General features: G+C 65.1%; 21 protein-coding genes and 2 tRNA genes. 9 read left to right on the top strand and 14 right to left on the bottom strand.

The window, feature by feature from the left end:
* Positions 1-2: 2 nt before the first annotated feature.
* From ASF72_RS12890 to pknB, 5 genes are read left to right on the top strand one after another with little or no spacing between them, the layout of a single operon-like run.
* The gene (locus tag ASF72_RS12890; RefSeq protein WP_056599432.1) at positions 3-1,628 is read left to right on the top strand and encodes a PP2C family protein-serine/threonine phosphatase; all 1,626 of its coding nucleotides are present in this window, start codon (positions 3-5) and stop codon (positions 1,626-1,628) included.
* Positions 1,625-3,013, top strand: a complete 1,389-nt coding sequence (locus ASF72_RS12885; protein ID WP_056599430.1) for an FtsW/RodA/SpoVE family cell cycle protein — start codon at positions 1,625-1,627, stop codon at positions 3,011-3,013. The genes ASF72_RS12890 and ASF72_RS12885 overlap by 4 nt, the downstream gene beginning before the upstream one ends.
* Positions 3,010-4,476, top strand: a complete 1,467-nt coding sequence (locus ASF72_RS12880; RefSeq protein ID WP_056599427.1) for a peptidoglycan D,D-transpeptidase FtsI family protein — start codon at positions 3,010-3,012, stop codon at positions 4,474-4,476. Before ASF72_RS12885 ends, ASF72_RS12880 begins: the two co-directional genes overlap by 4 nt.
* Positions 4,473-6,188 carry a protein kinase domain-containing protein gene (locus ASF72_RS12875; RefSeq protein WP_050684568.1) on the top strand — a complete coding sequence of 572 codons (1,716 nt, stop codon included), beginning with the start codon at positions 4,473-4,475 and terminating at the stop codon, positions 6,186-6,188. The genes ASF72_RS12880 and ASF72_RS12875 overlap by 4 nt, the downstream gene beginning before the upstream one ends.
* Before the next feature lie 39 nt (positions 6,189-6,227).
* Positions 6,228-8,153: a Stk1 family PASTA domain-containing Ser/Thr kinase gene (gene pknB, locus ASF72_RS12870; RefSeq protein WP_056599424.1), complete on the top strand. Its 1,926-nt coding sequence runs from the start codon at positions 6,228-6,230 to the stop codon at positions 8,151-8,153.
* A 20-nt stretch (positions 8,154-8,173) separates the two neighbouring features.
* Here pknB and ASF72_RS12865 read toward each other — a convergent pair whose 3' ends face one another.
* From ASF72_RS12865 to ASF72_RS12860, 3 genes are read right to left on the bottom strand one after another with little or no spacing between them, the layout of a single operon-like run.
* A complete protein-coding gene (locus tag ASF72_RS12865; RefSeq protein WP_050684566.1) occupies positions 8,174-8,815 on the bottom strand; it encodes an aminodeoxychorismate/anthranilate synthase component II in 642 nt (213 codons plus the stop codon).
* Complete coding sequence (locus ASF72_RS20705; RefSeq protein ID WP_164468850.1) at positions 8,812-8,982, bottom strand: hypothetical protein; 171 nt, start codon at positions 8,980-8,982, stop codon at positions 8,812-8,814. Before ASF72_RS20705 ends, ASF72_RS12865 begins: the two co-directional genes overlap by 4 nt.
* Positions 8,983-8,984: 2 nt before the next feature.
* Positions 8,985-9,782 carry a class E sortase gene (locus ASF72_RS12860; RefSeq protein WP_056599421.1) on the bottom strand — a complete coding sequence of 266 codons (798 nt, stop codon included), beginning with the start codon at positions 9,780-9,782 and terminating at the stop codon, positions 8,985-8,987.
* 172 nt (positions 9,783-9,954) lie between these two features.
* Here ASF72_RS12860 and ASF72_RS12855 point away from each other — a divergent pair, with 172 nt between their 5' ends.
* The gene (locus ASF72_RS12855; RefSeq protein ID WP_050684564.1) at positions 9,955-10,206 is read left to right on the top strand and encodes a cell division protein CrgA; all 252 of its coding nucleotides are present in this window, start codon (positions 9,955-9,957) and stop codon (positions 10,204-10,206) included.
* A gap of 8 nt (positions 10,207-10,214) precedes the next feature.
* Complete coding sequence (locus tag ASF72_RS12850) at positions 10,215-10,832, top strand: DNA-3-methyladenine glycosylase I (RefSeq protein ID WP_050684572.1); 618 nt, start codon at positions 10,215-10,217, stop codon at positions 10,830-10,832.
* Positions 10,833-11,578: 746 nt separating this feature from the next.
* Here ASF72_RS12850 and ASF72_RS12845 read toward each other — a convergent pair.
* Both ASF72_RS12845 and ASF72_RS12840 read right to left on the bottom strand, forming a co-directional pair.
* The gene (locus tag ASF72_RS12845) at positions 11,579-12,457 is read right to left on the bottom strand and encodes a rhomboid family intramembrane serine protease (RefSeq protein WP_056599418.1); all 879 of its coding nucleotides are present in this window, start codon (positions 12,455-12,457) and stop codon (positions 11,579-11,581) included.
* Between the two features lie 9 nt (positions 12,458-12,466).
* A complete protein-coding gene (locus tag ASF72_RS12840) occupies positions 12,467-13,012 on the bottom strand; it encodes a peptidylprolyl isomerase (protein ID WP_050684562.1) in 546 nt (181 codons plus the stop codon).
* A gap of 155 nt (positions 13,013-13,167) precedes the next feature.
* Here ASF72_RS12840 and ASF72_RS12835 point away from each other — a divergent pair, with 155 nt between their 5' ends.
* Both ASF72_RS12835 and ASF72_RS12830 read left to right on the top strand, forming a co-directional pair.
* Positions 13,168-14,145 (top strand): hypothetical protein, encoded by a 978-nt coding sequence (locus tag ASF72_RS12835; RefSeq protein WP_056599414.1) that lies wholly within the window; start codon positions 13,168-13,170, stop codon positions 14,143-14,145.
* 108 nt (positions 14,146-14,253) lie between these two features.
* Complete coding sequence (locus ASF72_RS12830) at positions 14,254-15,129, top strand: glycosyltransferase (protein ID WP_056599411.1); 876 nt, start codon at positions 14,254-14,256, stop codon at positions 15,127-15,129.
* A gap of 6 nt (positions 15,130-15,135) precedes the next feature.
* Here ASF72_RS12830 and ASF72_RS12825 read toward each other — a convergent pair whose 3' ends face one another.
* The 9 genes from ASF72_RS12825 to recF all read right to left on the bottom strand — a co-directional run bounded on the left by ASF72_RS12825 (position 15,136) and on the right by recF (position 24,259).
* Complete coding sequence (locus ASF72_RS12825) at positions 15,136-16,062, bottom strand: DMT family transporter (protein WP_056599407.1); 927 nt, start codon at positions 16,060-16,062, stop codon at positions 15,136-15,138.
* 99 nt (positions 16,063-16,161) lie between these two features.
* Positions 16,162-16,234: transfer RNA gene (locus ASF72_RS12820), tRNA-Ala, on the bottom strand.
* Positions 16,235-16,305: 71 nt separating this feature from the next.
* Positions 16,306-16,422 carry a DLW-39 family protein gene (locus ASF72_RS21045; protein ID WP_231686012.1) on the bottom strand — a complete coding sequence of 39 codons (117 nt, stop codon included), beginning with the start codon at positions 16,420-16,422 and terminating at the stop codon, positions 16,306-16,308.
* Positions 16,423-16,489: 67 nt separating this feature from the next.
* A tRNA-Ile gene (locus ASF72_RS12815) sits at positions 16,490-16,563 on the bottom strand.
* A gap of 98 nt (positions 16,564-16,661) precedes the next feature.
* Positions 16,662-17,315: a DUF3566 domain-containing protein gene (locus ASF72_RS12810; RefSeq protein WP_056599403.1), complete on the bottom strand. Its 654-nt coding sequence runs from the start codon at positions 17,313-17,315 to the stop codon at positions 16,662-16,664.
* Positions 17,308-19,986, bottom strand: a complete 2,679-nt coding sequence (gyrA, locus tag ASF72_RS12805; RefSeq protein ID WP_050684557.1) for a DNA gyrase subunit A — start codon at positions 19,984-19,986, stop codon at positions 17,308-17,310. The genes ASF72_RS12810 and gyrA overlap by 8 nt, the downstream gene beginning before the upstream one ends.
* Positions 19,987-20,042: 56 nt before the next feature.
* Positions 20,043-22,130: a DNA topoisomerase (ATP-hydrolyzing) subunit B gene (gyrB, locus tag ASF72_RS12800; RefSeq protein WP_056599400.1), complete on the bottom strand. Its 2,088-nt coding sequence runs from the start codon at positions 22,128-22,130 to the stop codon at positions 20,043-20,045.
* 373 nt (positions 22,131-22,503) lie between these two features.
* Positions 22,504-23,064, bottom strand: coding sequence for a DUF721 domain-containing protein (locus ASF72_RS12795; protein ID WP_050684555.1), 561 nt, complete (start codon positions 23,062-23,064; stop codon positions 22,504-22,506).
* On the bottom strand, positions 23,048-24,259 hold the full coding sequence (gene recF, locus ASF72_RS12790; protein ID WP_056599397.1) for a DNA replication/repair protein RecF: 1,212 nt from the start codon (positions 24,257-24,259) through the stop codon (positions 23,048-23,050). Before recF ends, ASF72_RS12795 begins: the two co-directional genes overlap by 17 nt.
* Between the last annotated feature and the right edge of the window lie 9 nt (positions 24,260-24,268).

The raw sequence follows: 24,268 nt of genomic DNA, 5'->3' as shown, positions 1-24,268 counted from the left end.
CCGTGGCTGCTCCCGAAAACCCCGCCACCGGGCACCTGCCCGCGCAGCGGCCCCTCATCATGCGCTTCGCGGCGCAGTCCGACGTGGGCCGGATCCGCTCCAAGAATGACGATTCCGCTTACGCCGGCCGGCATCTGGCCGTGGTGGCGGACGGCATGGGCGGGCACGCCGGCGGCGACGTCGCCTCCGCCGCCACTGTCCTGGACATGATCCACCTGGACCGCGCAGACTACAACGATGACGCCGGCACCATCCTGGCCGATGAAATCCAGACCGCCAATTCACTGCTTTCCGAACTGGTGCACATCAATCCCAAACTCGCGGGAATGGGCACCACCGTCACGGCCCTCCTGCTGGCCGGCGGCCGGCTGCACTTCGCCCATATCGGGGACTCCCGCGCGTACCGCCTGCGGGCCGGGACATTCGAGCAGGTCAGCGTTGACCACACCTTCGTCCAGCGGCTCATTGACGAAGGCAGGCTGCGGCCCGAAGAAGCCGAAACCCACCCGCATAAAAACGTTCTGATGCGTGTGCTGGGCGATGTGGATGCCAGTCCCGAACTTGACCTGGACACCCTGGATGTCCTGCCGGGCGACCGCTGGCTGCTGTGCTCCGATGGCCTGAACTATGTTGCCGGGCATGCCGTGGAGAGGACTGTCCGCGAGACGAAGGACCTCCACGAGTGCGCCGGGATCCTGGTGGACCTCACCCTGGAGGCAGGTTCCCCGGACAACGTCACCGTGGTGGTGGTGGACATCGTGGAGGAAACGCCCGACGACGTCCACACGGCCGCCGTGGAAGTGATCCAGCAGCAGCCGGCCGGGTCCGCCCCTGCCGCCAAGGAACCGGCGTCCAGTCCGGCCGCGGCCGGTCCAGAGACCGAACCGGCAACACCCGACGCTGCCGGCACTGCTGCCGGGCACCCGCCGGATTCCGGTGCCACCGACCCCCACCTGGGCGAACACCTGTCGGCGGAGGTGCTGCGCGAGGAACTCTCGTCCCGCCCCCACGAATTGGTGGGCTCTGCGGCGCTGGCCGCCGAATCAGGTTCAATCCCCACCATCGCGGGCCGTACTGTCGCCCGCCGGGCGGCAACCCTGCTGACCCACAAGGCAGAGGGGCAAGGCAGCGACGCCGATGACGTCCCGGTCCCGCTGAAGACCCGCCGGTGGATCACCTGGTCCATCGCTGCAGCCGTACTGGTGTTCCTCACCGCCGGCCTGTGGCTGGGCTACGCCTGGACCCAGACCCGCTACTACGTGGGCGAATTCGACTCGCGCGTGGCTATCTACAATGGCGTTTCGCAGCGCCTGGGCCCCATCCAGCTGTCCACGCTGGAGGCCGTCACTGACATCCGGATGGACTCCCTGCCGCAGTTCTCCCAGCAGCGCGTCCGCCAGACAGTGCCCGCCAACGACCTCTACGACGCGCAGCGGATCGTAAAAAACCTTGAACTGACCGGCTCCCCCTCACCCGAGGAGGACTGCGTGACGGCTTCGGCCGCCCCCACCCAGACCGCGTCGCCCACCCCCGCCCCCACAGGAACGGCGACGGCTCCAGCCACGCCGGCGCCGGGCAGCCCCACACCCACGCCAAGTCCCACCGTTACCTGCGAGGCCGCACGATGAGCCAGCTGAGCACCATGCCAAAACCCCGCCGGAACGTCGAACTGGCCTTGCTGGTCCTGGCCCTTGCCGTGGGGATCGGTGCCAACATGCTGGTGGGTGTGGATCAGGAGAAGGCGTTCGACTCCGACTTCTGGTTCCAGTCGAGCCTCCTGGCCGTGGCGGCCCTGGTTTTCCATGTGGTCCTCCGGCTCCGCGCTAAATATGCCGATCCAGTAATACTTCCGATCGTGGTGGCCCTCAACGGTCTCGGTCTGGCCATCATCCACCGCCTGGACGCTCCAGACCAGGACACCGGCAACAACCAGCTGCGGTGGACCCTGATCGCCATGGCCGTGGCCATTGCCGTGATCTGGTTCCTCCGCGATCACCGCGTACTCCGCCGGTTCACGTTCATTTCACTGGCTGCCAGCGCCTTGCTCCTCCTGCTGCCGCTGATCCCCGGGATCAGCGCCGGTGAAATCCTCGGCGCCAGGGTGTGGATCCAGATCGGGCCCATGACGTTCCAGCCCGGCGAAGTAGCCAAGATCACGCTTGCAATATTCTTTGCCGGGTATCTTTCCTCAAACCGCGACCTGATCCTGCTGGCCGGCCGCAAAGTCGGTCCCCTGCAGTTTCCGCGGTTCAAGGACATGGGCCCCATGATCACGGCGTGGCTGGTCAGCATCGGCGTGCTGATCTTCCAGCGCGACCTCGGCTCGTCGGTGCTCTTCTTCGGACTGTTCATCGTGATGATCTACGTGGCCACCAGCCGGATCAGCTGGGTGGTGATCGGCCTGGCGCTGATCCTGGGCGGCGGCTTTGTTGCCGCCCAGGTCTTCTCCCACGTGGAACAGCGCATCTATGGGTGGCTCAATGCCTTCAGCCCGGACGTATACCGGGACGGAAGCCGGCAGGTGATCGAAGGACTGTTCGGGATGGCCAACGGCGGCCTGGTGGGTACCGGCCTGGGCCAGGGGCGGCCAGACCTGGTCCCCTTCGCCAACAGCGACATGATCATCGCGTCCATCGGCGAGGAACTCGGTCTCATCGGCCTGTTCGCCGTTGTCCTGCTGTATCTGCTGCTCTTCACCCGCGGCTTCCGGGCAGCACTTGGCACCCGCGACGCCTTCGGGAAGCTGCTGGCATGCGGCTTGTCCTTCGCCGTCGCCCTGCAGTGCTTTGTGGTCATCGGCGGGGTCACCCGGCTGATCCCGCTCACGGGCCTGACCACACCGTTCCTCGCGGCCGGCGGTTCATCGCTGCTGGCCAACTGGATCATTGTGGGCCTGCTCCTATTGATCTCGCACACCGCCCGCGGCCCGGTGGACACCACACCGCTGCCTCCCGCCGGCGCAGCGGAATCCACCGGCATCGATACTCCCACCCAGGCGGTGAAACAGGCATGAACCAGGCAATCCGTAACTCCTGGGTGGCAGCAGTTGCCATGTTCGCCCTCATTTTCGGCGCCATCAGCTTTGTGCAGGTGGTGGGCGCCGACGACCTCAAGGCCAACCCGCTGAACCAACGGGCCGTCCTGCAGAACTTCTGCAACGACCGCGGTGCCATCATTGTGGGCGGCGATCCCGTTGCGGAGTCCGTGGAAGGCACCTCCGAAGTGTGTGCCTTCCAGCGCACCTATCCCCAGGGGGATCTGTACGCGGGCCTCACCGGGTACTTCTCGCAAAGCTATGGCGCCACCGGCCTGGAACAGTCCATGGGCGAGGTCCTGGCCGGGAATTCGGACCAGCTGTTCCTGGACCGGATCGGCCAGTTGTTCCTGGGCAGCCAGCCCAAGGGTGCCTCCGTGGAACTGACCATCGACCCGGAACTGCAGAAACTGGCTTACAGCCTGATACCGGACGGCCAGCGCGGCTCGATTGTGGTCACCGACCCGAAGACCGGGGCCATCCTGGCCATGGTGTCCAAGCCTTCGTACGACCCCAACACCGTGGCCACGCAGGACCGCACGGCTGAGCAGGCAGCGATGGATCAGCTGATCAAGGTTCCCGGGATCAACCTGAACCAGAATGTCAGCGGACCCACAGGCGAGCTCCTGGCCCCGGGATCCGTCTTTAAGCTGGTGGACACCGCAGCGGCCCTCGCCTCGGGGAAGTACAACAAGGACAGTGTGTTGCCCAACCCGGCGCAGCTGCCCTTCGACGGCATCGATTACAGCCTGCCCAACTACGCCGGCGGAAACTGCTATACCCGCACCGAGGCCAGTTTCGCCTTCGCCCTGCAGCAATCCTGCAATACACCCTTCGCCAGCATCGCCCTGGACCTGGGCCGGGACGCGATCGCCGAGCAGGCAAAAAAATTCGGCATCGGCGAGGACGTGGGCGACCAGCTGAAGCTGGCCCACGCCACGGACAACAGCTTCCCCGACGACCTTGACGGTCCGGGGCTGGCGCAGTCCTCAGTGGGGCAGAAGGATGTCCGGGCAACTCCCCTGCAGATCAACATGATGACGGCAGCGATCGCCAACGACGGCGTCCAGATGGCTCCCAGCCTGATCAAAACCCTGCGCTCACCTGACCTGCGGGTCATCGACGAACCACAGCCTGAACAGTTGCGGACCTCCACAACTCCCGAGATTGCCAACCAGATTACCGAGTGGATGGAAAGCGCGGTAAGCCAGGGCATTGCCCGTGGCGCCGCTGTACCGGGTGTGGAAGTCGCCGGCAAGACCGGCACCGCAGAGCTCGGGAACGCCGGCGGCACCAACAATTCCTGGTTTACGGGTTTTGCTCCAGCAGGCAACCCTCAGGTGGCCGTCACCATCGTGATGGAAGACGTAGACGTTGTTACCGGCGCACAGCTAACCAGTCCGAACGCGAAGAAGATTTTTGAGGCGGTGTTGAATAAGTGAGGCCTACAACCGGAATCACCCTCGGCGGCAGATTCCAGCTGACCACGCGGATTGCGATCGGCGGGATGGGGGAGGTCTGGAAAGCCAAGGACCTGGTCCTTGGCCGCATCGTCGCCATCAAGGTGCTGAAAGAGGAATACACCGGGGATCCGGGCTTCCTCCAGCGCTTCCGCGCTGAGGCCCGCCACACCGCCCTGCTCAACCACGTGGGCATCGCCAACGTCTTCGACTACGGCGAGGAGGAGGGCTCCGCCTACCTGGTGATGGAACTGGTGCCCGGCCAGCCGCTGAGCAGCATCATCGAGCACGAACAGGTGCTGTCCCCGGACCGTACCCTGTCCATGATTGCCCAGACTGCCCGGGCCCTGTCCGTGGCCCACGCCCAGGGCCTGGTGCACCGGGACATCAAGCCCGGAAACCTCCTGATCACCCCTGACGGCCGGGTTAAGGTCACTGACTTCGGCATCGCCAGGCTCGCCGACCAGGTGCCGCTGACCCAAACCGGGCAAGTCATGGGAACGGCCCAATACCTGGCTCCGGAGCAGGCCACCGGCCAGACCGCCACCGGTTCCTCCGACATCTATTCGCTGGGCGTCATCGGCTACGAATGCCTCACCGGCCACCGCCCGTTCTCCGGGGAATCGCAGATTGCCATCGCGCTGGCCCAGGTCAACGATGCGCCGCCGCCGCTGCCCGAAACCCTGCCCACTCCCGTACGCGCCCTCCTGATGTCCATGCTGGCCAAGGACCCCAAGAACCGTCCCGCCAACGCCATCAAGCTGTCGGAAGCCGCCGAGGCCATCCGCAACGGGGACATCAGCGCCGCCCGCGCGGCAGTGCCGGGCATGCTCCTTTTCGATTCCGGCACGGGCCCCGTCACCGCGCCGGTGGACACGGCCACTGCGCCCACCAGCGTGGTGGGCACCCAGCGGGACGCTCCAACGCACACCTCGGCATTGCCCGCCGTGGGTGCGGCAGCAGCGGGTGCGGCAGCCGGTGCAGGGGCCGCCGCCGCCCAGGACGCCGACGCGCCCCAGGGAACGCTGGCCCGGGCCAACGCGCTGGCCGCGGAACGGAGCTGGAGCCAGGACGAGCCAGCGTACGACGACGAGCCCGCCGACCAGCCCAAACGCAAGGGCCGCAGCCCTTGGACCTGGCCGTTGGTGGCACTGATCCTGCTGGGGCTGTTTGTGCTCGTGGGGGTCTTCCTCAACCAGCAGGGACTGTTTTCCCCGTCCGACGACACCACTGCCGGACCCACGTCCAGCAGCCCGCAGGCCACCAGCGCCAGCCCCACCCGGTCCGCGCCGCCCTCATCAGCGCCGCCCACCACTGAGCCGGTCACCACCCCGCCGCCGACCACCAGCGAAGCGCCGGAGACCGTGGACATCATTCCGGCGGCCTACTTGGGCAGGTCGTACCAGCAGGTGCGCACCGACCTGGTCAACCTCGGGCTCGGAGTCAACGGCGTCACCCAAGTCACCGATGACGCTGAACCTGGCACCGTCCTGGATGTGAATCCGTCGGGTCCCGTCCCCCCGGGCTCAACAATCACTGTCACCTACGCAGTCGCCCCGCAGACCACCGAGCCGCCGGCACCCACTACGGCAGCACCCACCAAGGAGGCTCCCACGACCGCTCCGTCCGCTCCGACCGTCACCGATTGCGCCACCGGCCAGCTGCCGGGAGCGCAGGCAACCTGTAAACCGTAAGCAACGGAACAACCAGTGACGGACCCATCGCGCACCCCGATGCACCGGGAGGACAACCTCCCGGTGGATATCCGGCGCGTCCTGAGCGAACGCTACGAACTGGGTGAACTGATCGGCCGCGGGGGCATGGCCGATGTCCACAGGGGCCTCGACACCCGGCTGGGACGGACCGTTGCCATCAAGCTGCTCCGGCCCGACCTTGCCCGGGACCCGCAGTTCCAGGCCCGGTTCAAGCGCGAGGCCCAAGCCGTAGCGGCCCTCAACCACCCGTCCATCGTGGCGATTTATGACACCGGCGAACACCTGGTCCATGACGGATCGGAAGAGACCGTCAAGGTGCCCTACATCGTGATGGAGTTCGTGGACGGACAGACCCTCCGCGACCTCATCCGGGCCAAGGACGTCACGATTCCCCAGGCCATCGAATACTGCCTCGGTGTCCTGGGTGCCCTCGAATACAGCCACAAAGCAGGGATCGTCCACCGGGACATCAAGCCGGCCAACGTGATGTACTGCGCCGGGCCCAACACGGTGAAGGTCATGGACTTCGGCATCGCCCGTGCCATTGCCGATTCCTCGGCCACCATGACGCAGACGCAGGCGGTAGTGGGTACCGCCCAGTACCTCTCTCCTGAGCAGGCACGGGGAGAGTCCGTGGATGCCCGCAGCGACCTGTACTCCGCGGCCTGCCTGCTGTACGAAATGCTGACCTCCCGGCCGCCCTTCATCGGTGACAGCCCGGTGTCCGTGGCCTACCAGCACGTCCGTGAAATACCGGAACCGGCCAGCAGCATCAATCCGGACGTGACGCCTGCCCTGGATACGGTCCTGGCCAAGGCGCTGCAGAAAAACAGGGACGACCGTTTCCAGGACGCAGCGGCTTTCCGCCGGGCGCTCCGGGCAGCCCGGTCCGGCATTCCCGTGCCTGCCGTTGCCGCCTCGGAAGCCCCCACCGACCCCAACGACCATGTTCCCGCCCCCGCGGCGCCTCCCACCGAGGCTTTCGCCCTTGCGGGGACAGGACGGGCTGACGATGCGCCAACCGGGATCATGGCCGCCAGCTCGTTCGCATCGACCCGCGATGCAGCCACTGAGTCCTGGGGCAACAGCGACGCCGGCAAATTTGATCCGCCGCCCGCCGATGCGCTGCCGCTGGGCCTCACCCCCGAACGCGACCGGACTGCAGGACAGAAGTCACGCCGTCGTGCGTGGATTGCCACGCTGGTGGTCTTCACGCTGCTGATACTGGCGGGAGGCGGCCTATGGCTGTACAACTCCGTCAACAGGCCCGCTCCCGCCGCACCGAAGGTGCAGGTGCCTTCGGTCTCCACCATGACTGAATCGGCGGCTCTGCAGGAGCTCTACAACGCCGATTTGCGGCCCAAAATTGTCAGGCAGGCCAGCGACTCGGTGGCCAAGGGCACCGCGCTGGGGACCGACCCCACCACCGGCACGGAGCTGGATCCCGGCGCTGAAATCCTGCTGAACATCTCCGAGGGACCCAGCGCAGTGAAGATCCCCGACAGCCTGCCAGGCGCCACTGAGGCGGCTGCGCGTGACATCCTGCGGCAGATGGGCCTGGTGGGTGCGCCCACCACTACAACGGCCAACAGCGCAACGGTCCCGGCCGGCATTGTCATCACCTCCAGCCCCGCGCCCGGCCAGTCGGTGGGCGTCGGATCCACTGTTGAGCTGGTGGTCTCCACCGGGAAGGTGGCGGTTCCCGAGCTGCGCGGCCGGACACGCGAAGAAGCCGAGACTGCCCTCAAGGCGCTGAGCCTGGTTCCGGTGGTGGCGGAGGTTGAAAATTCCGAGGTCGAAGCCGGCCGGGTGACCGACCAGTCAGCGCCCGTCAATGCCACGCTGGAACAGGGCAGCACCGTGAACATCGTGGTGGCCAAAGCTCCGCCGCCGCCACCCACACCCACGCCGACTCCAACGCCGACAGCGACCAAAAAGAAGTAACAGGAGCCAGGACCGCGGGGTCAGTGCTGGATGAGGGGGCTGAGCGTAGCCGCTTTGGCCGCGGCACCCGCCATGCCGAGCGATTCCAGCCAGTTGCCCAGCATCTGGTAGCCGCCCTCGGTGAGGACCGATTCGGGGTGGAACTGGACGCCGCACAGCGGTGCTGTCCGGTGCTGGAGCCCCATTACCACCCCTGACGCTGTCTGGGCCGTGATTTCCAGGACCTCCGGAATGGTTTCGCGGACCGCTGCCAGCGAGTGGTAGCGGGTAGCCGTCACCGGCGACGGCAACCCGGCGAAGACGCTGGTGCCCGTGTGCTCCACCAGGGACGTCTTGCCGTGCATAAGTTCCGGGGCGTGCGTGACGGTCCCTCCGAAGGCCTCAGCCAGTGCCTGGTGTCCAAGGCAAACACCAAACATCGGGCTGCTGTTCTGCCCGCACCATTTGATCAGCTCGATGCAGACGCCGGCCTCGGCCGGGTTGCCGGGGCCGGGGGAGATCAGGACACCGTCGCGGGTGCTGGCCAGTTCAATGGCCTCTGCTAGGGTCACGTCGTCGTTGCGCACCACTGTGGTTTCGGCGCCGAGCTCCTGGAGGTAGCCCACCAGGGTGTAGACGAAACTGTCGTAGTTATCCACTACGAGGATCTTGGCTGTGGTCATGGCTGGCTTTGGGAACCAATCGTTGAGTCGGTGAACTGGGTGTACTGGGACATCCACGGGAAAAGGTACAAAACCATCAATACCAGTGCCACGCCAATCAGCACCAGCGAGATGGCGATCCGCAGCCACAACGGACCCGGAAGGTGGTGGAACAGCCAGCTGTACACGCCTACCCCTGTCCCATGGCGGCCGCTACCTGGCCGGATATTTCCGCGGGCGGTCCTGCAGCGGCGGGACGCCACTCGTCCAGCAGGGCGTACGCGATGATGCGCTCTTCGGCGCCGAAGCGCGGGTTGCAGCTGGTCATGGTCAGGTAGCTTTCGGTGGGTTCAACGCCGGGCCGGGTGGGAACGGGCTCCAGGACGTCCGTTCGCGAGGGCATCACAATCTGGTTGTTGCGGAATACGTAGACGTAGAAACCGTCTTTGGTCTGGACATAGATTTTGTCACCCGGGACCAGGGTATGGATGTTGTCCAGGACCGCGCCGTGGGTTTGCCGGTGGCCGGCGACGGCAAAATTGCCCACCGCTCCCGGCATGGCCGTGTTGGCGTAGTGTCCCAGCCCCAGGGTGTCCAGGACATCCCCTGTTGTTCCCTGCACGATGGGGCGGGTGTAATCCGCGCCGAACCTGGGGATGTACATAATGCCGATGGTTCCGGCGTGGCCTGGAGCTACGCCCACCACGGGGGCGCCAAAGTCTTCAGCGGCCGACGGCGGTGCTGCCGCCGCCGCCGGGTTTGCGGAGGGATCCGCTGACCCCCCAAGGTCCCGCGCGAATTCCTTGATCACCCGGGACTGCGCGGCGTCTGATTCCACATTGGTCCACCAGAGCTGCCAGGCGACAAAAAGCAGCAGGATGACGCCCGCCGTAATGAGCAACTCCCCGGCAACGCCGACCACGCGGCGCACGACGTTGCCGCGGGGAGGAGGAGCGGCCGCGCGTCGGGCCCTCTGCTGCAATACCACTCGTTCTCCTTGGCGGCTCCACTGGACGCAGGCGGCCCAGGAACTACAGCTAGAATTGGCTGCTAGTAAGAATCCAGATTTGACCAAGATCGTGCAGACCACTGGCTATTTCCTTCTTGCAGGATATCAAGGCCAGGTTGCCGAACTTGTCCCAGCCCGCCAAGGAGACCCAGTGCCCGAGTCGAAACCGCGCAAGAAAACTGCCAGCGCCCCGCAGCAGGCGTCGTCCCAGGCGTACAAACCGAATCCGGTCTGGTTCAAGCCCGTAATGTTCGGCCTGATGCTTATTGGCCTGTTCTGGATCATCACGTTTTACATCAGCGAGGGCCGGTTCCCGGTCCAGGCCTGGGGATCGTGGAACATTGTGGCCGGTTTTGGCATCGCCATCGTCGGCTTCCTGATGACCACGCGGTGGCGCTCCTAGCGCCAGCCGTGGAACCTGACACTGCCGGCGTCGTCACCGGACCGGACGGGTTGTCCCGGCCTGCCTGGGCCGCCGCCAACCCGCTGATGCAGGACTATTACGACCACGAGTGGGGCCTGCCTGTCAGGGATGAGCAGGGGCTCTACGAACGCATCTGCCTCGAGGGGTTCCAGGCCGGCCTGTCCTGGGCCACGATACTGCGGAAGCGGCCCGCCTTCCGGGCTGCCTTCGCCGGCTTCGACCCAGAGGCCGTCGCCTTGTTCACCGACCACGACGTGGAGCGCCTGCTGCAGGATCCGGGCATTGTCCGCAACCGCCTCAAAATCCAGGCGACCATCAGGAACGCGCAGGCTACCCTCTCATTGCGGGGTGACGGTGGACTGGTGGACTTCGTCTGGCAGTTCCAACCGGCCAGCACGCCCACCCCTGCCCGTCACTCAGACATACCCACCAGCTCTCCTGAATCCGCGGCCCTTTCCAAGGCCCTGCGCGGTAAAGGGTTCTCCTTCGTGGGACCCACCACCATGTTCGCCCTGATGGAGGCTATCGGCATGGTGGATACCCACCTCATGGACAGCCACAGGCGCGGCTCATCGGGAATCTGGCCTGCGCTGGGCCCTGCATAGGCCTTCAGCTTTTCCCCAACTGTTGGGAAAGTTATCCACAGTGTGGATAACGTCCGATGCTGCCGGGTGCGCCCGGCCCACAGGCCCCCAATGGCGGCAGTGGGCCCGTTCCGTGGCCAGGTGACGGTTATTAACAGTGTGGATTGCCTGTGGATAAATCCGGGCATTCCCACAACGGCACCGGGGCTCGTGGAGCCGATGCGCCGCGTTTGAAGCACCTTCATTAAAAAGCGCACCGATTGACCCGCTTCCCGGCTGGCTATCCGCCTGCAAGCCTGCGGCGTACTTATCCACTTACCAACACTGGGATACCCACAAGTTATCCACAACTGTGGATACAGGGACGGCCCGATTCGCGAAAATCACCGGAATGGGGGCGATCGTGCCCTGTTTTTATGGCTTAACTACACCGATGTCACTTATTAACAGTGTGCAAAAGCCTGTTGAAAGCAGGCCGGCTGGCCTGCGACCGCACGCAGCCATGGCAATCTTTGCGTGGTTTTTCCACATTTGGAGCATTTGCAGCCCGGTTTTCCACATACACACACTGGTATCCCCAAGAGTTATCCACAGCTGTGGATTCCGCTGTACCGTTCGGTAACAAAAGCCCGGCAGGGCGCTCCAGAGGCCGATGGCCTGCTTGAACTACATGTGTGTAAGTTACCAACACTGTGGATAATCCCTGTGGATAACAAAAACCCCCAACGCCGGGTGGCGTCGGGGGTTCCGTTGGAAGCCGAGGGCTGTTAGAGGCTCACCCGTACCCAGGCGGCCACCGACAGCAGGACCAGGAGAGCCACCAGCCCTGCGGCCTGGATCAGTCCTTGCCGGGGCCCGCGGGGGGTGTAGGCGATAACGGCTGCTGCCAGTGCACCCGTGACCAGGCCGCCCAGGTGGGCCTGCCAGGCGATCTGCGGCACCAGGAAGCCGATGACACCATTGATGGCGATCAGGATCCACAGCTGCCTCGTGTCCCCGCCGCGCTGGCGCTGGACCAGCAGCATGGCGCCGAACAGGCCGAAGATGGCACCCGAGGCACCCACCACCCCGTACAGCGGCTGGCCTGGACTGTAGAGGGAGGTCAGCAGGAGGTAGCCTACGGACCCGCCAAAGGCCGAGAGCAGGTAAAGGGCAAGGAAACGGACGCGGCCCAGCAGCGGCTCGAGCGCCTGGCCAAAAATCCAGAGCATGTACATGTTCAGGGCGATATGCAGGACAAAACCCTGCGAATGCAGGAAAGCGGAGGTAACCATCCGCCACGGCTCAAACTCGCCGTATTGGGGTTCCGCGTAAATGTTCGCGAAGCCGAGGGCCTGGTAGATGGCATCGTTGGGCACCAACCACTGCAGGACATACAGGAGGGCGCAGGCGGCGATAAGCACGAACGTCACCAAAGGTTTGCCCGTTGCTACGGCGCCGCCGTAAACAGACCGTACTTCCGGCGTCGAACGTTTTGCTTCGTTGACGCAGTCAACGCATTGGAATCCAACGGCGGCCGCCCGCTGGCACTCCGGGCAGGCAGGCCGCCCGCAGCGTTGGCAGCTGACGTAGGAGGGCCTGTCCGGGTGCCGTGGGCACACCGGAGCCTGGGCGGACGGCTCAGCCGAAGGAATTCCGTAACTCATGGTGCGGTGTTACAGCTGTTCGATGTCGATGCTGTTGATGGTGACATCCTCCACCGGACGGTCACCCATGCCGGTGCGAACGCCCTCGATCGCGTCCACTACCTTGCGGGACTCATCGTCCGCCACCTCGCCGAAGATGCTGTGCTTGCCCTGCAGCCAGTCGGTGGGGATGGTGGTGATGAAGAACTGCGAACCGTTGGTTCCCTGGCCCATCTGGATGCCGGCGTTCGCCATGGCCAGCTTGTAGGGCTGGTTGAAGCTGAGTTCGGGGTGGATTTCGTCGTCGAAGCGGTAGCCCGGTCCGCCGGTACCGCGGCCCAGCGGATCGCCGGCCTGGATCATGAAGTCCTTGATGATGCGGTGGAAGATGGTTCCGTCATACAGCGGCGTGCCGGACTTGGCCTCACCGGTTTCCGGGTGGGTCCAGTCCTGCTCGCCGGTGGCGAGGCCCACGAAGTTCTTCACTGTCTTGGGCGCGTGGTTACCGAAGAGGTTAACCACGATGTCGCCGAGGCTCGTGTGGATGGTTGCTTTTGCAGTTGCTATGGCAGTCATGGCCCCCATTCTCCCATGCCACCCTGGGGGAGTGCCTGCAGCACCGGCAGTTCCGCGCTGGGTGAAATATGCCTAAAATCCGCAGAGTGAATAGCCGGTGAAGAGCTGGGCACGTAGGCTAACCACAGAACCGTCACATTAATCGGGAGGTAGTTGTGAAGAAGTCGGACCGAATTGCCCGTGACCTCGAGCAGTCAGTCACCAGCGCAGTGGAGAATGCCCGGGATTGGGCCACCCCCCGCGTGGAAGCAGCTGTGGATTGGGCGGTACCCCGCCTCCAGCACAGCCTGGACACTGCGTCTCCCAAGATCCAGGAGGGCCTGAAGTCCGCTGCCCACAACCTGGCCGACGGCGTTGCAACAGTTACGCCGCGGATCCAGGATGGCTTGGCGCACCTTGCCCCCCGGATCAGCGACGTTGTGGACAATGCCTCGCCCCGCCTGCATGAGGCCCTCGACAAGGCGGCCCCCGTGGTGCTGAACGCCCGCGACCGGGTGGTTGTTGACTACCTGCCCCGCCTGTCGGACCAGATCGGCAACGCCTCCGAGGCTGTGCACCGCACCCTTGAAGGTGCGCCGGCACGCGTTGATGCCGTAGCCCAGCGCCTCGGTGACGCCGGGATCGTCCACTCGTTCCAGGACCAGGCCCATGCGGCAGGCAGCCAGCTGAAGGCCGCAGCGGCCGGGGCCGGGAAGGCTGTAGGAATCCAAGTGGCCCAGCCAAAGCCTAAGAAGCGCGGTTGGCTGGTCTTCGGCATTGTGGCAGCAGCGGTCGCTGCCGGTGTTGCCGCATGGAAGGCCTCCAAGCCGGTGGAGGATCCATGGAAGACGCCTTCACCCGTGAAGCCCACGCCCGCCCCCGTTCCCGCCACCACGGTCAACGACGTAAAGGAAAACACCGCTGACGCTGCAGAGAACGCAGCCGGCGCAGCTTCCTCCGCCGTGGCCGCGGCCAAGGACAAGGCAGCGGACGTTGCAGCGGACGTCAAGGACGGCGTCGACGATGCCGCAGATAAGGCCAAGCACGTTGCCGGTGACGCCGCTGATGCAGCCGCCAAGGTTGCCACGGACGCCAAGACGGCCACGAAGAACATCGCCGCCAACATCGGCCACACGGACAAGGGCACCAACTAACTGTCCCCACCGATGACACAAAGGGCCCCGTCCACGGACGGGGCCCTTTGTGGTCCACGCCCGGTGCCCCCGGCAGGCGTGGACGGGAACGGTGCTACATTGAAGCTGATGTCAGCCGATCAATCCTCTGGGGATGCCTTGAACGACGCAGCCGTGCTGCCCCGCGTGTCCATCGTTATCCCGGCCTACAACGAGGAGAGCGTCATCCGGCAGTGCCTCATTGCTGCCGTCTACCAGTCCGTGCCGGCCCACGAGATCATCGTGGTGGACAATCTCTCCACTGACCGGACAGCCGCGATTGTGCAGCAGATGCAGCTTGAATACCCGGAGAGTCCTGTGATTCTCCTGAGCCAGGACACTGACCAGGGCCTGATCCCCACCCGGAACTTCGGCCTGAACCACGCCACGGGTGACATTCTGGGCCGGATCGACGCCGATTCGGTGGTGGAGCCCGACTGGGTGGAAGAGGTCCAGCGGGCCTTTCATGATCCGTCGGTCCAGGCAGCCACCGGGCCTGTGGTGTATTACGACATGCCCATGCGCAGGTTCGGCCTGAAGGCGGACGACAAAATGCGCCAGCTGATGCTGAAGCTGGCCAAGCAGCAGTACCATTTCCTCTTCGGATCCAACATGGCGCTCCGTGCGACGGCCTGGGAAACCATCCGCAGCGAGACCTGCCGGGACGAGAAGGACGAGATGCATGAGGACATCGACCTGTCCCTGCATCTCGCCGATCACGGGCTCAAGGTCCAGTACTGGCCGCAAATGGTCTCCGGGATGTCCGCACGGCGCCTGGAGGACTCACCCCGGGACTACCGCTACTACGTCACCCGCTTTGACCGGACCTACAAGGCCCACAACGTCAAGAAGATGGCACTGAAAGCCCCCATGGTGGTGTTCTTCTCGGTCTACTTCCCCGCAAAGATCCTCCGTGCCATCCACACGGTCAACACCGCGCAGCCCGCCCGCCGCGGCGGGCAGTAACACCGTTCAGTCCGTGCCAAGCCCCGGCAGCGCCTGGCCCGGCTCCTGATCGGTTTTGCCCGCGTTCCGGCTGGACTTCTGGCCCAGCACCACAATGGCAAGCCCCACCATAATCAGGGCCAGCCCGGCATACGTTCCCGCGGGAAGCTGCTCGCTGAGGAAAACCGCGGCCAGCAGGGCGGCTCCCGGGATTTCCAGCAGGATGATCATGGATACCAGCAGCGGGCTCATCGTGGCCAGCAGGTGGTTGAAGGCCGTGTGGCCCACCAGCTGGGCGCACACGGTGATGGCAACGATTCCCAGCCAGCCAGTTGCTTCGAAGCCTGCGAGAGGCTGCCCGGAAATCAGCATCATGCCCGCCACCAAGGCCGCGCACATCCCGTAGCACAGCGTTGTATAGGTTCCCGTGGTCATGCTCTGCCGGGCTTGACCACCAGCCAGCGTGTAGACGCCGGCCAGCGCCCCTCCTGCCACCGCCAGCACGTCACCCAGCAGCGCCCCAGGCGAGGAACCCATGTCGAAGCCGGTAATTGCCACCACCCCGCCGAAGGCCACGCCCAGGCCGGCCAGCACCTGCCAGCGGTGCCGGGTTCCACGGAACAGCTGGAAGACGGCAATCCAGGCGGACTGCAGGCAGACCAGCGCCGTGGCGGCCGCCACCGATGTGAGCTGCAGTGACGTGATGAAGCACGCGAAGTGCAGCGCCAGCGCAGCAGCGGCCACCAGCGACCACCGGAATTCGCGCCCGGTGATCCGACCAAACTGGCGCGGTGTGCGGACCAGGGTGGGGGTGGCCATCACGGCCGCACCGATGGCGTTGCGCCAAAAGGCAATGGCCAGGGCGCTGACGCTGGTGGCACCCATTGTGGCGGCCATCAGCGGCCCGGAGGAGGCAACACCGAGGACGCCCAGGGTGGCAAGAAGGAAAGTCACTGCACCACACTAGTGTGCCGGGGCGGCAGGAATCGGAACCTTCCCGGCACAACAAAAAGTCCCGGTCCGCATTTCTGCGGGCCGGGACTTTTTTTACGGTGGAGGCACGGGGACTCGAACCCCGAACCCCCTGCTTGCAAAGCAGGTGCGCTACCAATTGCGCCATGCCCCCGTAAGTGGCAACCCGATAATCATATCCCAGAACCAGCAGACTGTTGACCAGCTTCTGTTCCGTTTCCGGGGCTAGTCGACCGTGTCGGTTGACTGGCTCCAGACTGTTTTCCGGGCTTCGGAAACCTGTGCCTTGCGGTAAAGAAGGGCGGCTGCGATTGCGGCTGCCAGAACCAGCAACTTCTTCACATGCTCCCCATCCCGGCCTGATTGCGTTACCACAACCAAGCCTCCGCTTGAACCTGCACAGGTTCCGTGGGCGTACCAGGACTTGAACCTGGGACCTCTTCGTTATCAGCGAAGCGCTCTAACCGCCTGAGCTATACGCCCCGATGCCTCATCGGGCCGAGATATGACTGTACAGCACATCCCGGCCCGATCCCAAATCGGGTCTTTGCGCCGGCCCGGGACCGGCGCAAAGGGGGGTTTTAGTCGTCGGTAAGGGTCACGCCGATGCCGCCCACCAAAGTGGCGGAGATGTTGTACAGAATGGCCGACAGCATCGACAGGGCTGTCAGCAGCACAACGTTGACGACGGCGATGATGGTGGCAAAGGACGCCACCTGCCCCAGCGAAGCCACCTTCTTCAGCTCGAAGCCGCCGCCTTCGGACCCGGCCAGGGTGCCCAGCAGGCTGTCCACCTGGTCGAAGATGCCCGTGAGGTCCAGGACGGTCCACAGCACGATCGCTGCCACCACCGTGACAATTCCCAAGGCAACGGACAGCAGGAACGCCATCTTCAGGACGGACCAGGGATCCACCTTGCTGACCAGGAGCCTGGCCCGGCGGACTTTGGCCTTGGGAGCGGGCTTGACCAGCCCGGGATTACCCTGGCCCTGCCCTGCGGATGCGGGCCGCTGGCCGGCACCCGGTGAAGGCCGCTGGCCCTGCCCGGACGGCTGCTGGGGGCGCTGCTGGCCGCCGCCACCCGGGGCGCCCTGCGGGCGTTGGCCCGGGGCCGACGCCGGAGCCGCCGGCCGCTGCTGCGGGCGGAGGGGGGCGTTCACCCGCGGAGCCGACGAAGGCCGGTTTCCATCGGGAGCAGAACTGCTCGGCTTGGGAAATGAGTCGGAATTACTCACTCGTTACCTCCGTGTTGTCTTCGTTCGGCTCGTCGCCGGAGGAGTCTTCAGACTCAACGGCCGGTGCTTCTTCTGCCAATGCTTGCGCGGCGACGTCCCCGGCGGGCCCGCCATCTTCAGCCAACGTTACGTCATCCTCCGGCGATTCCTCGCCCTCGAGACCACGTTCGCTGTTGCGCGCCACTTCGATGATCCGGTCGTTCTTGTCCGGTTTGGCGAAGATGACACCCATGGTGTCGCGGCCCTTGGCCGGGACTCCTGAAACGGAGGAGCGGACCACCTTGCCGCCTTCCATGACCACCAGGACCTCATCCTCTTCCTGGACGATCAGGGCACCTACCAGGTCGCCGCGTTCCTCCGCCAGCTTGGCCACCTTGATGCCCAGGCCGCCACGGCCCTGCAGGCGGTATTCCTCGACGGCGGTCCGCTTGGCGTAGCCGCCCTCGGTCACGATGAAAACGAACGAACCGTCGGTGATGACGTTGGCGGCCAGCAGTTCATCCTCTTCGCGGAACTTCATGCCGGTCACGCCGGAGGTGGCGCGTCCCATGGGACGCAGGGCATCCTCGGTGGCGGTGAAGCGGATCGACTGGCCCTTGCGCGACACCAGCAGGAGGTCGTCGGTCTCGGACACGAGCTGGGCCGAGACCAGTTCGTCGTTGTCCCGCAGGTTGATGGCGATGACGCCGGCGGACCGGTTGGTGTCATAGTCCTCAAGCCGGGTCTTTTTGACCAGGCCCCGCTTGGTGGCGAGCACCAGGTAGGGCGCCTGTTGGTAGTCGCGGAGGTCAAGGACCTGCGCGATGTGTTCGTCCGGCTGGAAGGCCATCAGGTTGGCCACGTGCTGGCCCTTGGCGTCGCGGCCCGCCTCCACCAGTTCATAGGCCTTGGCCCGGTAGACCCGGCCCAGGTTGGTGAAGAACAGCAGCCAATGGTGGGTGGTGGTGACGAAGAAGTGTTCCACCACGTCGTCGCCGCGCAGCTGCGCGCCCTTGATGCCCTTGCCGCCGCGCTGCTGGGAGCGGTAGTTGTCGCTGCGGGTCCGCTTGACGTAGCCGCCGCGGGTGATGGTGACCACCATCTCCTCTTCGGGGATGAGGTCTTCCATGGACATGTCGCCGTCGAAGCCCATCAGGATCCGGGTCCGCCGGTCATCGCCGTGCTTGTTCACGATTTCCGCGAGTTCGGTGCTGATGATTTCGCGCTGGCGCTCCTCGGAGGCCAGAATCGAGTTGTACTCGGCGATCAGGGCTTCGAGTTCGGAGTGCCGGTCCTGGATCTTCTGGCGTTCCAGGGCGGCGAGGCGGCGCAGCTGCATGTCCAGGATGGCCCGGGCCTGCAGTTCGTCGATATCCAGGAGTTCCATCAGGCCGTCGCGGGCCGCTTCGGTGGTGTTGGACGCGCGGATGAGGGCAATGACCTCGTCCAGCATGTCCAGGGCCTTCAGCAGCGCGCGGAGGATGTGTGCTTCCTCTTCGGCCTTGCGCAGGCGGTACCGGGTGCGGCGTGCGATGACGTCCATCTGGTGGGTGACCCAGTGCCGGATGAAGGCATCCAGGCTCAAAGTCCGCGGAACGCCGTCAACAATCGCCAGCATGTTGGCGGAGAAGTTGCTCTGCAGCTCCGTGTGCTTGTAAAGGTTGTTCAGGACCACCTTGGCCACGGCGTCACGTTTGAGCACAATGACCAGGCGCTGGCCGGTGCGGCCCGACGTTTCATCGCGGAGGTCCGCGATGCCGGAGATCTTGCCGTCTTTGACCAGTTCGGCAATCTTGATGGCCAGGTTGTCCGGGTTGGCCTGGTAGGGCAGTTCGGTGACCACCAGGCACGTGCGGCCCTGGAGCTCCTCGACGTTGACCACGGCACGCATGGTGACGGAACCGCGGCCGGTCCGGTAGGCGTCCTCGATGCCCTTGTGGCCCAGGATCGTGGCACCGGTGGGGAAATCGGGTCCCTTGACCCGCAGCAGGAGCTCTTCGAGGAGCTCTTCGCGGCTGGCTCCGGGGTTGGCGAGGTACCACTGGACGCCGTCGGCAACCTCTCGGAGGTTGTGCGGCGGAATGTTCGTGGCCATACCCACGGCGATGCCGGAGGAACCGTTGACCAGGAGGTTGGGGAACCGCGCCGGCAGGATGGTGGGTTCCTGGTTCTTGCCGTCGTAGTTGTCCTGGAAGTCGACGGTTTCCTCGTCGATGTCCCGAACCATTTCCATGGCCAAATGGGCCATCTTCGTTTCGGTGTACCGGGGTGCAGCGGCGCCGTCGTTGCCGGGCGAACCGAAGTTTCCCTGGCCCAGGGCCAGCGGGTAGCGCATGGTCCAGTCCTGGATCAGGCGGACCAGGGCATCGTAGATCGCGGTGTCGCCGTGGGGGTGGTACTGGCCCATGACTTCGCCCACCACGCGGGCGCACTTGTTAAAGGAACGCTCCGGCCGGTAGCCGCCGTCGAACATGGCGTACAGCACACGACGGTGGACGGGCTTCAGGCCGTCCCGGACGTCAGGCAGCGCGCGGCCCACAATGACGGCCATGGCGTAATCCAGGTAGGAGCGCTGCATTTCCGTCTGCAGGTCCACCTGCTCCACACGGTCCACCAGCACAAGGTCGCCTGCGGGAACGGTATCCGGAGTGCCGGCGTCGGCGGCCGGGTTCTCGGGTGTTTCGTCGCTCATCTTATATTTTCCGTTTCAGGTATATGTCGGGTCGAGGATATGTAAGGGGGTTTGCCCTAGATATCCAGGAACCTGACGTCCTTGGCGTTCTGCTGGATGAAGTTTCGGCGTGATTCCACGTCCTCGCCCATCAGGACTGAGAAGATCTGATCCGCCGCAAGGGCGTCGTCCATGGTCACCTGCAGCAAGGTGCGGTTATCCGGGTCCATGGTGGTGTCCCAAAGCTCGGTGTAGTCCATCTCACCAAGGCCCTTGTAGCGCTGGATTCCATTGTCTTTCGGGATCCGGCGGCCGGCAGCCTGTCCGGACACCAGCTTGGCGTCGCGTTCCCGGTCGCTGTAGACGTAGTCGTGGGCCGCATTGGACCACTTGATCCTGTACAGCGGCGGCTGGGCCAGGTACACGTAACCGTGTTCGATCAGCGGACGCATGTAGCGGAACAGCAGCGTCATCAACAGCGTGGTGATGTGCTGTCCGTCCACGTCGGCATCGGCCATCAGGACAATCTTGTGGTACCGGAGCTTTGAGAGGTCGAAGTCCTCACCGATGCCGGTTCCGAAGGCCGTGATCATCGACTGCACTTCGGCGTTTCCCAGGGCCTTGTCCAGGCGCGCCCGCTCAACATTCAGGATCTTGCCGCGGAGCGGCAGGATCGCCTGGGTCTCGGGGTTGCGGCCGCGCTTGGCGGAGCCACCGGCGGAGTCGCCCTCCACGATGTAGACCTCGCACTTTTCCGGGTTCTTGGAGGAGCAGTCGGACAGCTTCCCGGGCATGCCAAACGATTCCAGCGGGCTCTTGCGGCGGGCATTGTCCCTCGCCTTCCGGGCGGCCATGCGGGCCTGGGCGGCCGAGATGGCCTTGCGGATGACGTCGCGGGCAGGGCCGGGGTTGCGCTCGAGCCAGTCGCCCAGGCCGTCCGTGACCACGCGCTGCACAAAGCCCTTAACCTCGGAGTTGCCCAGCTTGGTTTTGGTCTGTCCTTCGAACTGCGGTTCGGCGAGCTTGACCGAAATCACGGCGGTGAGTCCTTCGCGGATGTCATCACCGGTGAGGTTGTCGTCTTTTTCCTTGATGATGCCCTTCTCCCGCGCATAGCGGTTGATCAGGGACGTCATGGCGGCGCGGAAGCCCTCTTCGTGGGTGCCGCCCTCATGGGTGTTGATGGTGTTGGCGTAGGTGTGGACGCTCTCGGAGTACGCATTGGTCCACTGCATCGCCATTTCCAGGGCGATGTGGCGTTCCTTGTCCTCGGTTTCGAAGGCGATGACGTCCTCGTGGACCACGTCCACCTTTTTGCCTGAGTTCAGGTGCTTGACATAGTCCAGCAGTCCGTCGTCGTACTGGTAGACCACCGTGCGGTGCTCGGCGCTGACTTCGCCTTCCGTGGCCACGGCATCCAGGTCAAGGTCGACGTCGGGCTCCGCGGTTTCGGCGGCACGCTCGTCCGTGAGCGTGATGCGCAGGCCCTTGTTGAGGAAGGCCATCTGCTGGAACCGGGCACGGAGGGTTTCGAAGTCGAAGTCCGTGCTTTCGAAGATGGCCGGGTCCGCGTAGAACGTCTGGGTGGTTCCCGTCCGGTCGGTTTCCTCGCCCTGGACCAGTCCGCCCTGCGGCTTGCCGCCGTCGGCGAAGGACATCCGCCAGACGTGGCCCTGCCGGCGGACCTCGGTGTCAACCCGATGGGAAAGCGCGTTGACCACGGAGATACCCACCCCGTGCAGCCCGCCGGAGACGGCGTAGCCGCCGCCACCGAACTTGCCGCCGGCGTGCAGGATGGTCATCACCACCTCGACGGTGGGTTTGTGTTCGGTGGGGTGCATGTCAACGGGAATGCCACGGCCGTCGTCAACGACCTTCACGCCGCCGTCGGCCTGCAGGACAATCTCGATGTGCGAGCAGTAGCCGGCCAGCGCCTCATCCACGGAGTTGTCCACCACTTCGTAGACCAGGTGGTGCAGGCCGCGGGGACCGGTGGAGCCAATGTACATGCCCGGCCGTTTCCGGACGGCTTCAAGTCCTTCAAGGACCGTAATGTCGCTGGCACCATACTCGCGGGGTGTCACGGCTTCCGCGGGGGTATCCGGTGTGGGGGCATCCTCGAACTCGGGGTCAACTGCCAGGATTTCGGTATTGTCGTTAGCCACAGGCGGTGTCGACTCCTCTGTTTTCGATGATGGCCGGATGGTCCGCTCCCAACCGGGGAGGGACCTGCCAGCAGGCACAAACTGATAGCGCGGTGGCCTGCCGACGGTGCGGTCCGTACTCCGCATTCTGGACATGCGCGAAGTCCGGACCCAGTCAAGGTTCACCCGCGCCCAGTTTTCTCCCGTAATTCTACCGCGAAGTAGGGCGTTTCCCCGCATTCCGGAGCCGTGGCTGGCGGCTGATGTGGCGCTGCGCGGCCGTTGATCGCGCCTTGGGCGCCCTCGCGGTCCTGCCTTTGGGTGCCTATACGCCCATTGACCCGCTGGTGGCTCTACACGCCGCAGGGCGGACAATCAAGAGTTACACCGCCGCCTACCCGTACGTATCGCGGGGGCCCCGGCCGTTGACGGTCCGACCGCCCTTGCGCCAACTCGGCGCCGACGGGCCCAGCACCTGGATGCTGGTCACCACACCGTCCCCCAGCTCCCGCCGGAATTTTTCCAGCAGGCTGATGCTGAGAAGGCGAAGCTGGGTAGCCCACGCAGTGGAATCGCAACGGACATGGAGGGTGGTGTCGGTGAAGCTCTCCGGCGTGCAGTGGGCCGAAATTTCGGGACCCACCAGGGTGGCCCATTCGGCCATGACCGACCCCACCGCCACTGGGGAGGTCCAGCCGCGCTCGGCGACGAGCCTGCCCACAACTTTGCCCAGGCCCAGCGGATCCCGGCCCGTTGAGTGGAACTGGCTGAAGCCCCGGGTGTCGCGGATGCCACTTTTGGCTTTTTTGGCTCCGGCCCGTGGCGCAGCCCGGCGGATTTCGCCGCGGGCGGCCGCGGCTTCGCGCATCCTGTTCAGCGCAGCCTGCGGGGCGTCGATGTTATCCGGGTCGCGGCCAGGCTGCAGCCCGCCGCCGGATTCACTGCTCCTGCTCATCGATGCCTCCCGGGATGACCGTCACCCGCCGGCCGGACAGCTCTTCCGGGATGTCGGCGTCGACGGCGGCAGTTACCAGGACCTGTTCGGCGCCGGCGACTATTGCAGCAAGTTTACGCCGCCGCTGCACGTCCAGCTCGGCAAACACGTCGTCAAGGATCAGGACAGGTGCGGAGCCGCCGGTCCGGGCGTCATCGAGCATCACGTAATACGAAGCCAGCCGCAGCGACAGGCACATGGACCAGGTTTCGCCGTGGGACGCGTAGCCCTTGGCGGGGGCCTGGCCCAGGATCAGGTCCAGTTCGTCCCGGTGCGGGCCCACCAGGGAAATCCCCCGTTCAAGTTCCTTCTTCCGGGACTCCCGGAAGGCCTGCACGTAGCGTTCAGTGAGCTGCCCGACGGTGAGCTGCCGCAGCTCCTCGGCCCCGGCTGCCCCGGCCGGACCGTTCTGGCCTGGGACTCCGAAAGCCGTTGCGCCGTCGTCATCCATCTGGTTCTGCAGCGAGGAACGGTAAATGGCATCGGCCGGCTTGGATTCGTCCGTCAGCTGCGCGTAGGCGCGGGACAGATGCGGACGCAGGCGTTCAACGAGTTCGAGCCGGGCGTGCAGCAAGGCGGCTCCTGCGGCGGCCATGTGCTGGTCCCAAACGTCCAAGGTGGCTTCGTGGCCGGCCGTGAACCTGCCGGCGCGGGCGGATTTCAGCAGGGCGTTGCGTTGTTTCAGCACCCTGTCATAGTCGCTGCGTGTCGCGGCGTGGTGCGGAATGAGGCTAGCCAGCAACTCATCGAGGAACCGGCGCCGGTTGGCCGGATCGCCCTTGACCAACGCCAGGTCCTCGGGCGCAAAGAGGACCGTCTGGCAGATTCCCAACAGGTCCCGCGCCCGGACCGGGTTGCTCCGGTTGATCCGGCCCCGGTTGGCCCGGCCGGCGTTGATTTCCAGTTCCAGCACGGTGGTTTGGTCCCCGCGGACCAGCCGGGCCCGGACCAGGGCCCGTTCGGTCCCGAACCGCAGCAGCGGGGCGTCCGAGCTGACCCGGTGGGAGCTGAGGGTTGCCAGGTACCCAATGGCTTCCATCAGATTGGTTTTGCCGATCCCGTTGGACCCCACCAGCACGGTGACGCCGGGTTGCAGGGCAAGGTCAACCTGCGCGTAGCTGCGGAAATCGGTCAGGGAAAGGTGTTCCAGGTACACGCGGGCTTC

Source organism: Arthrobacter sp. Leaf141 (assembly GCF_001424565.1).
GTDB lineage: Bacteria > Actinomycetota > Actinomycetes > Actinomycetales > Micrococcaceae > Arthrobacter.
The sequence above is the reverse complement of the archived record's forward strand: the minus strand, read 5'-3'. Positions and strand labels throughout refer to the sequence as shown.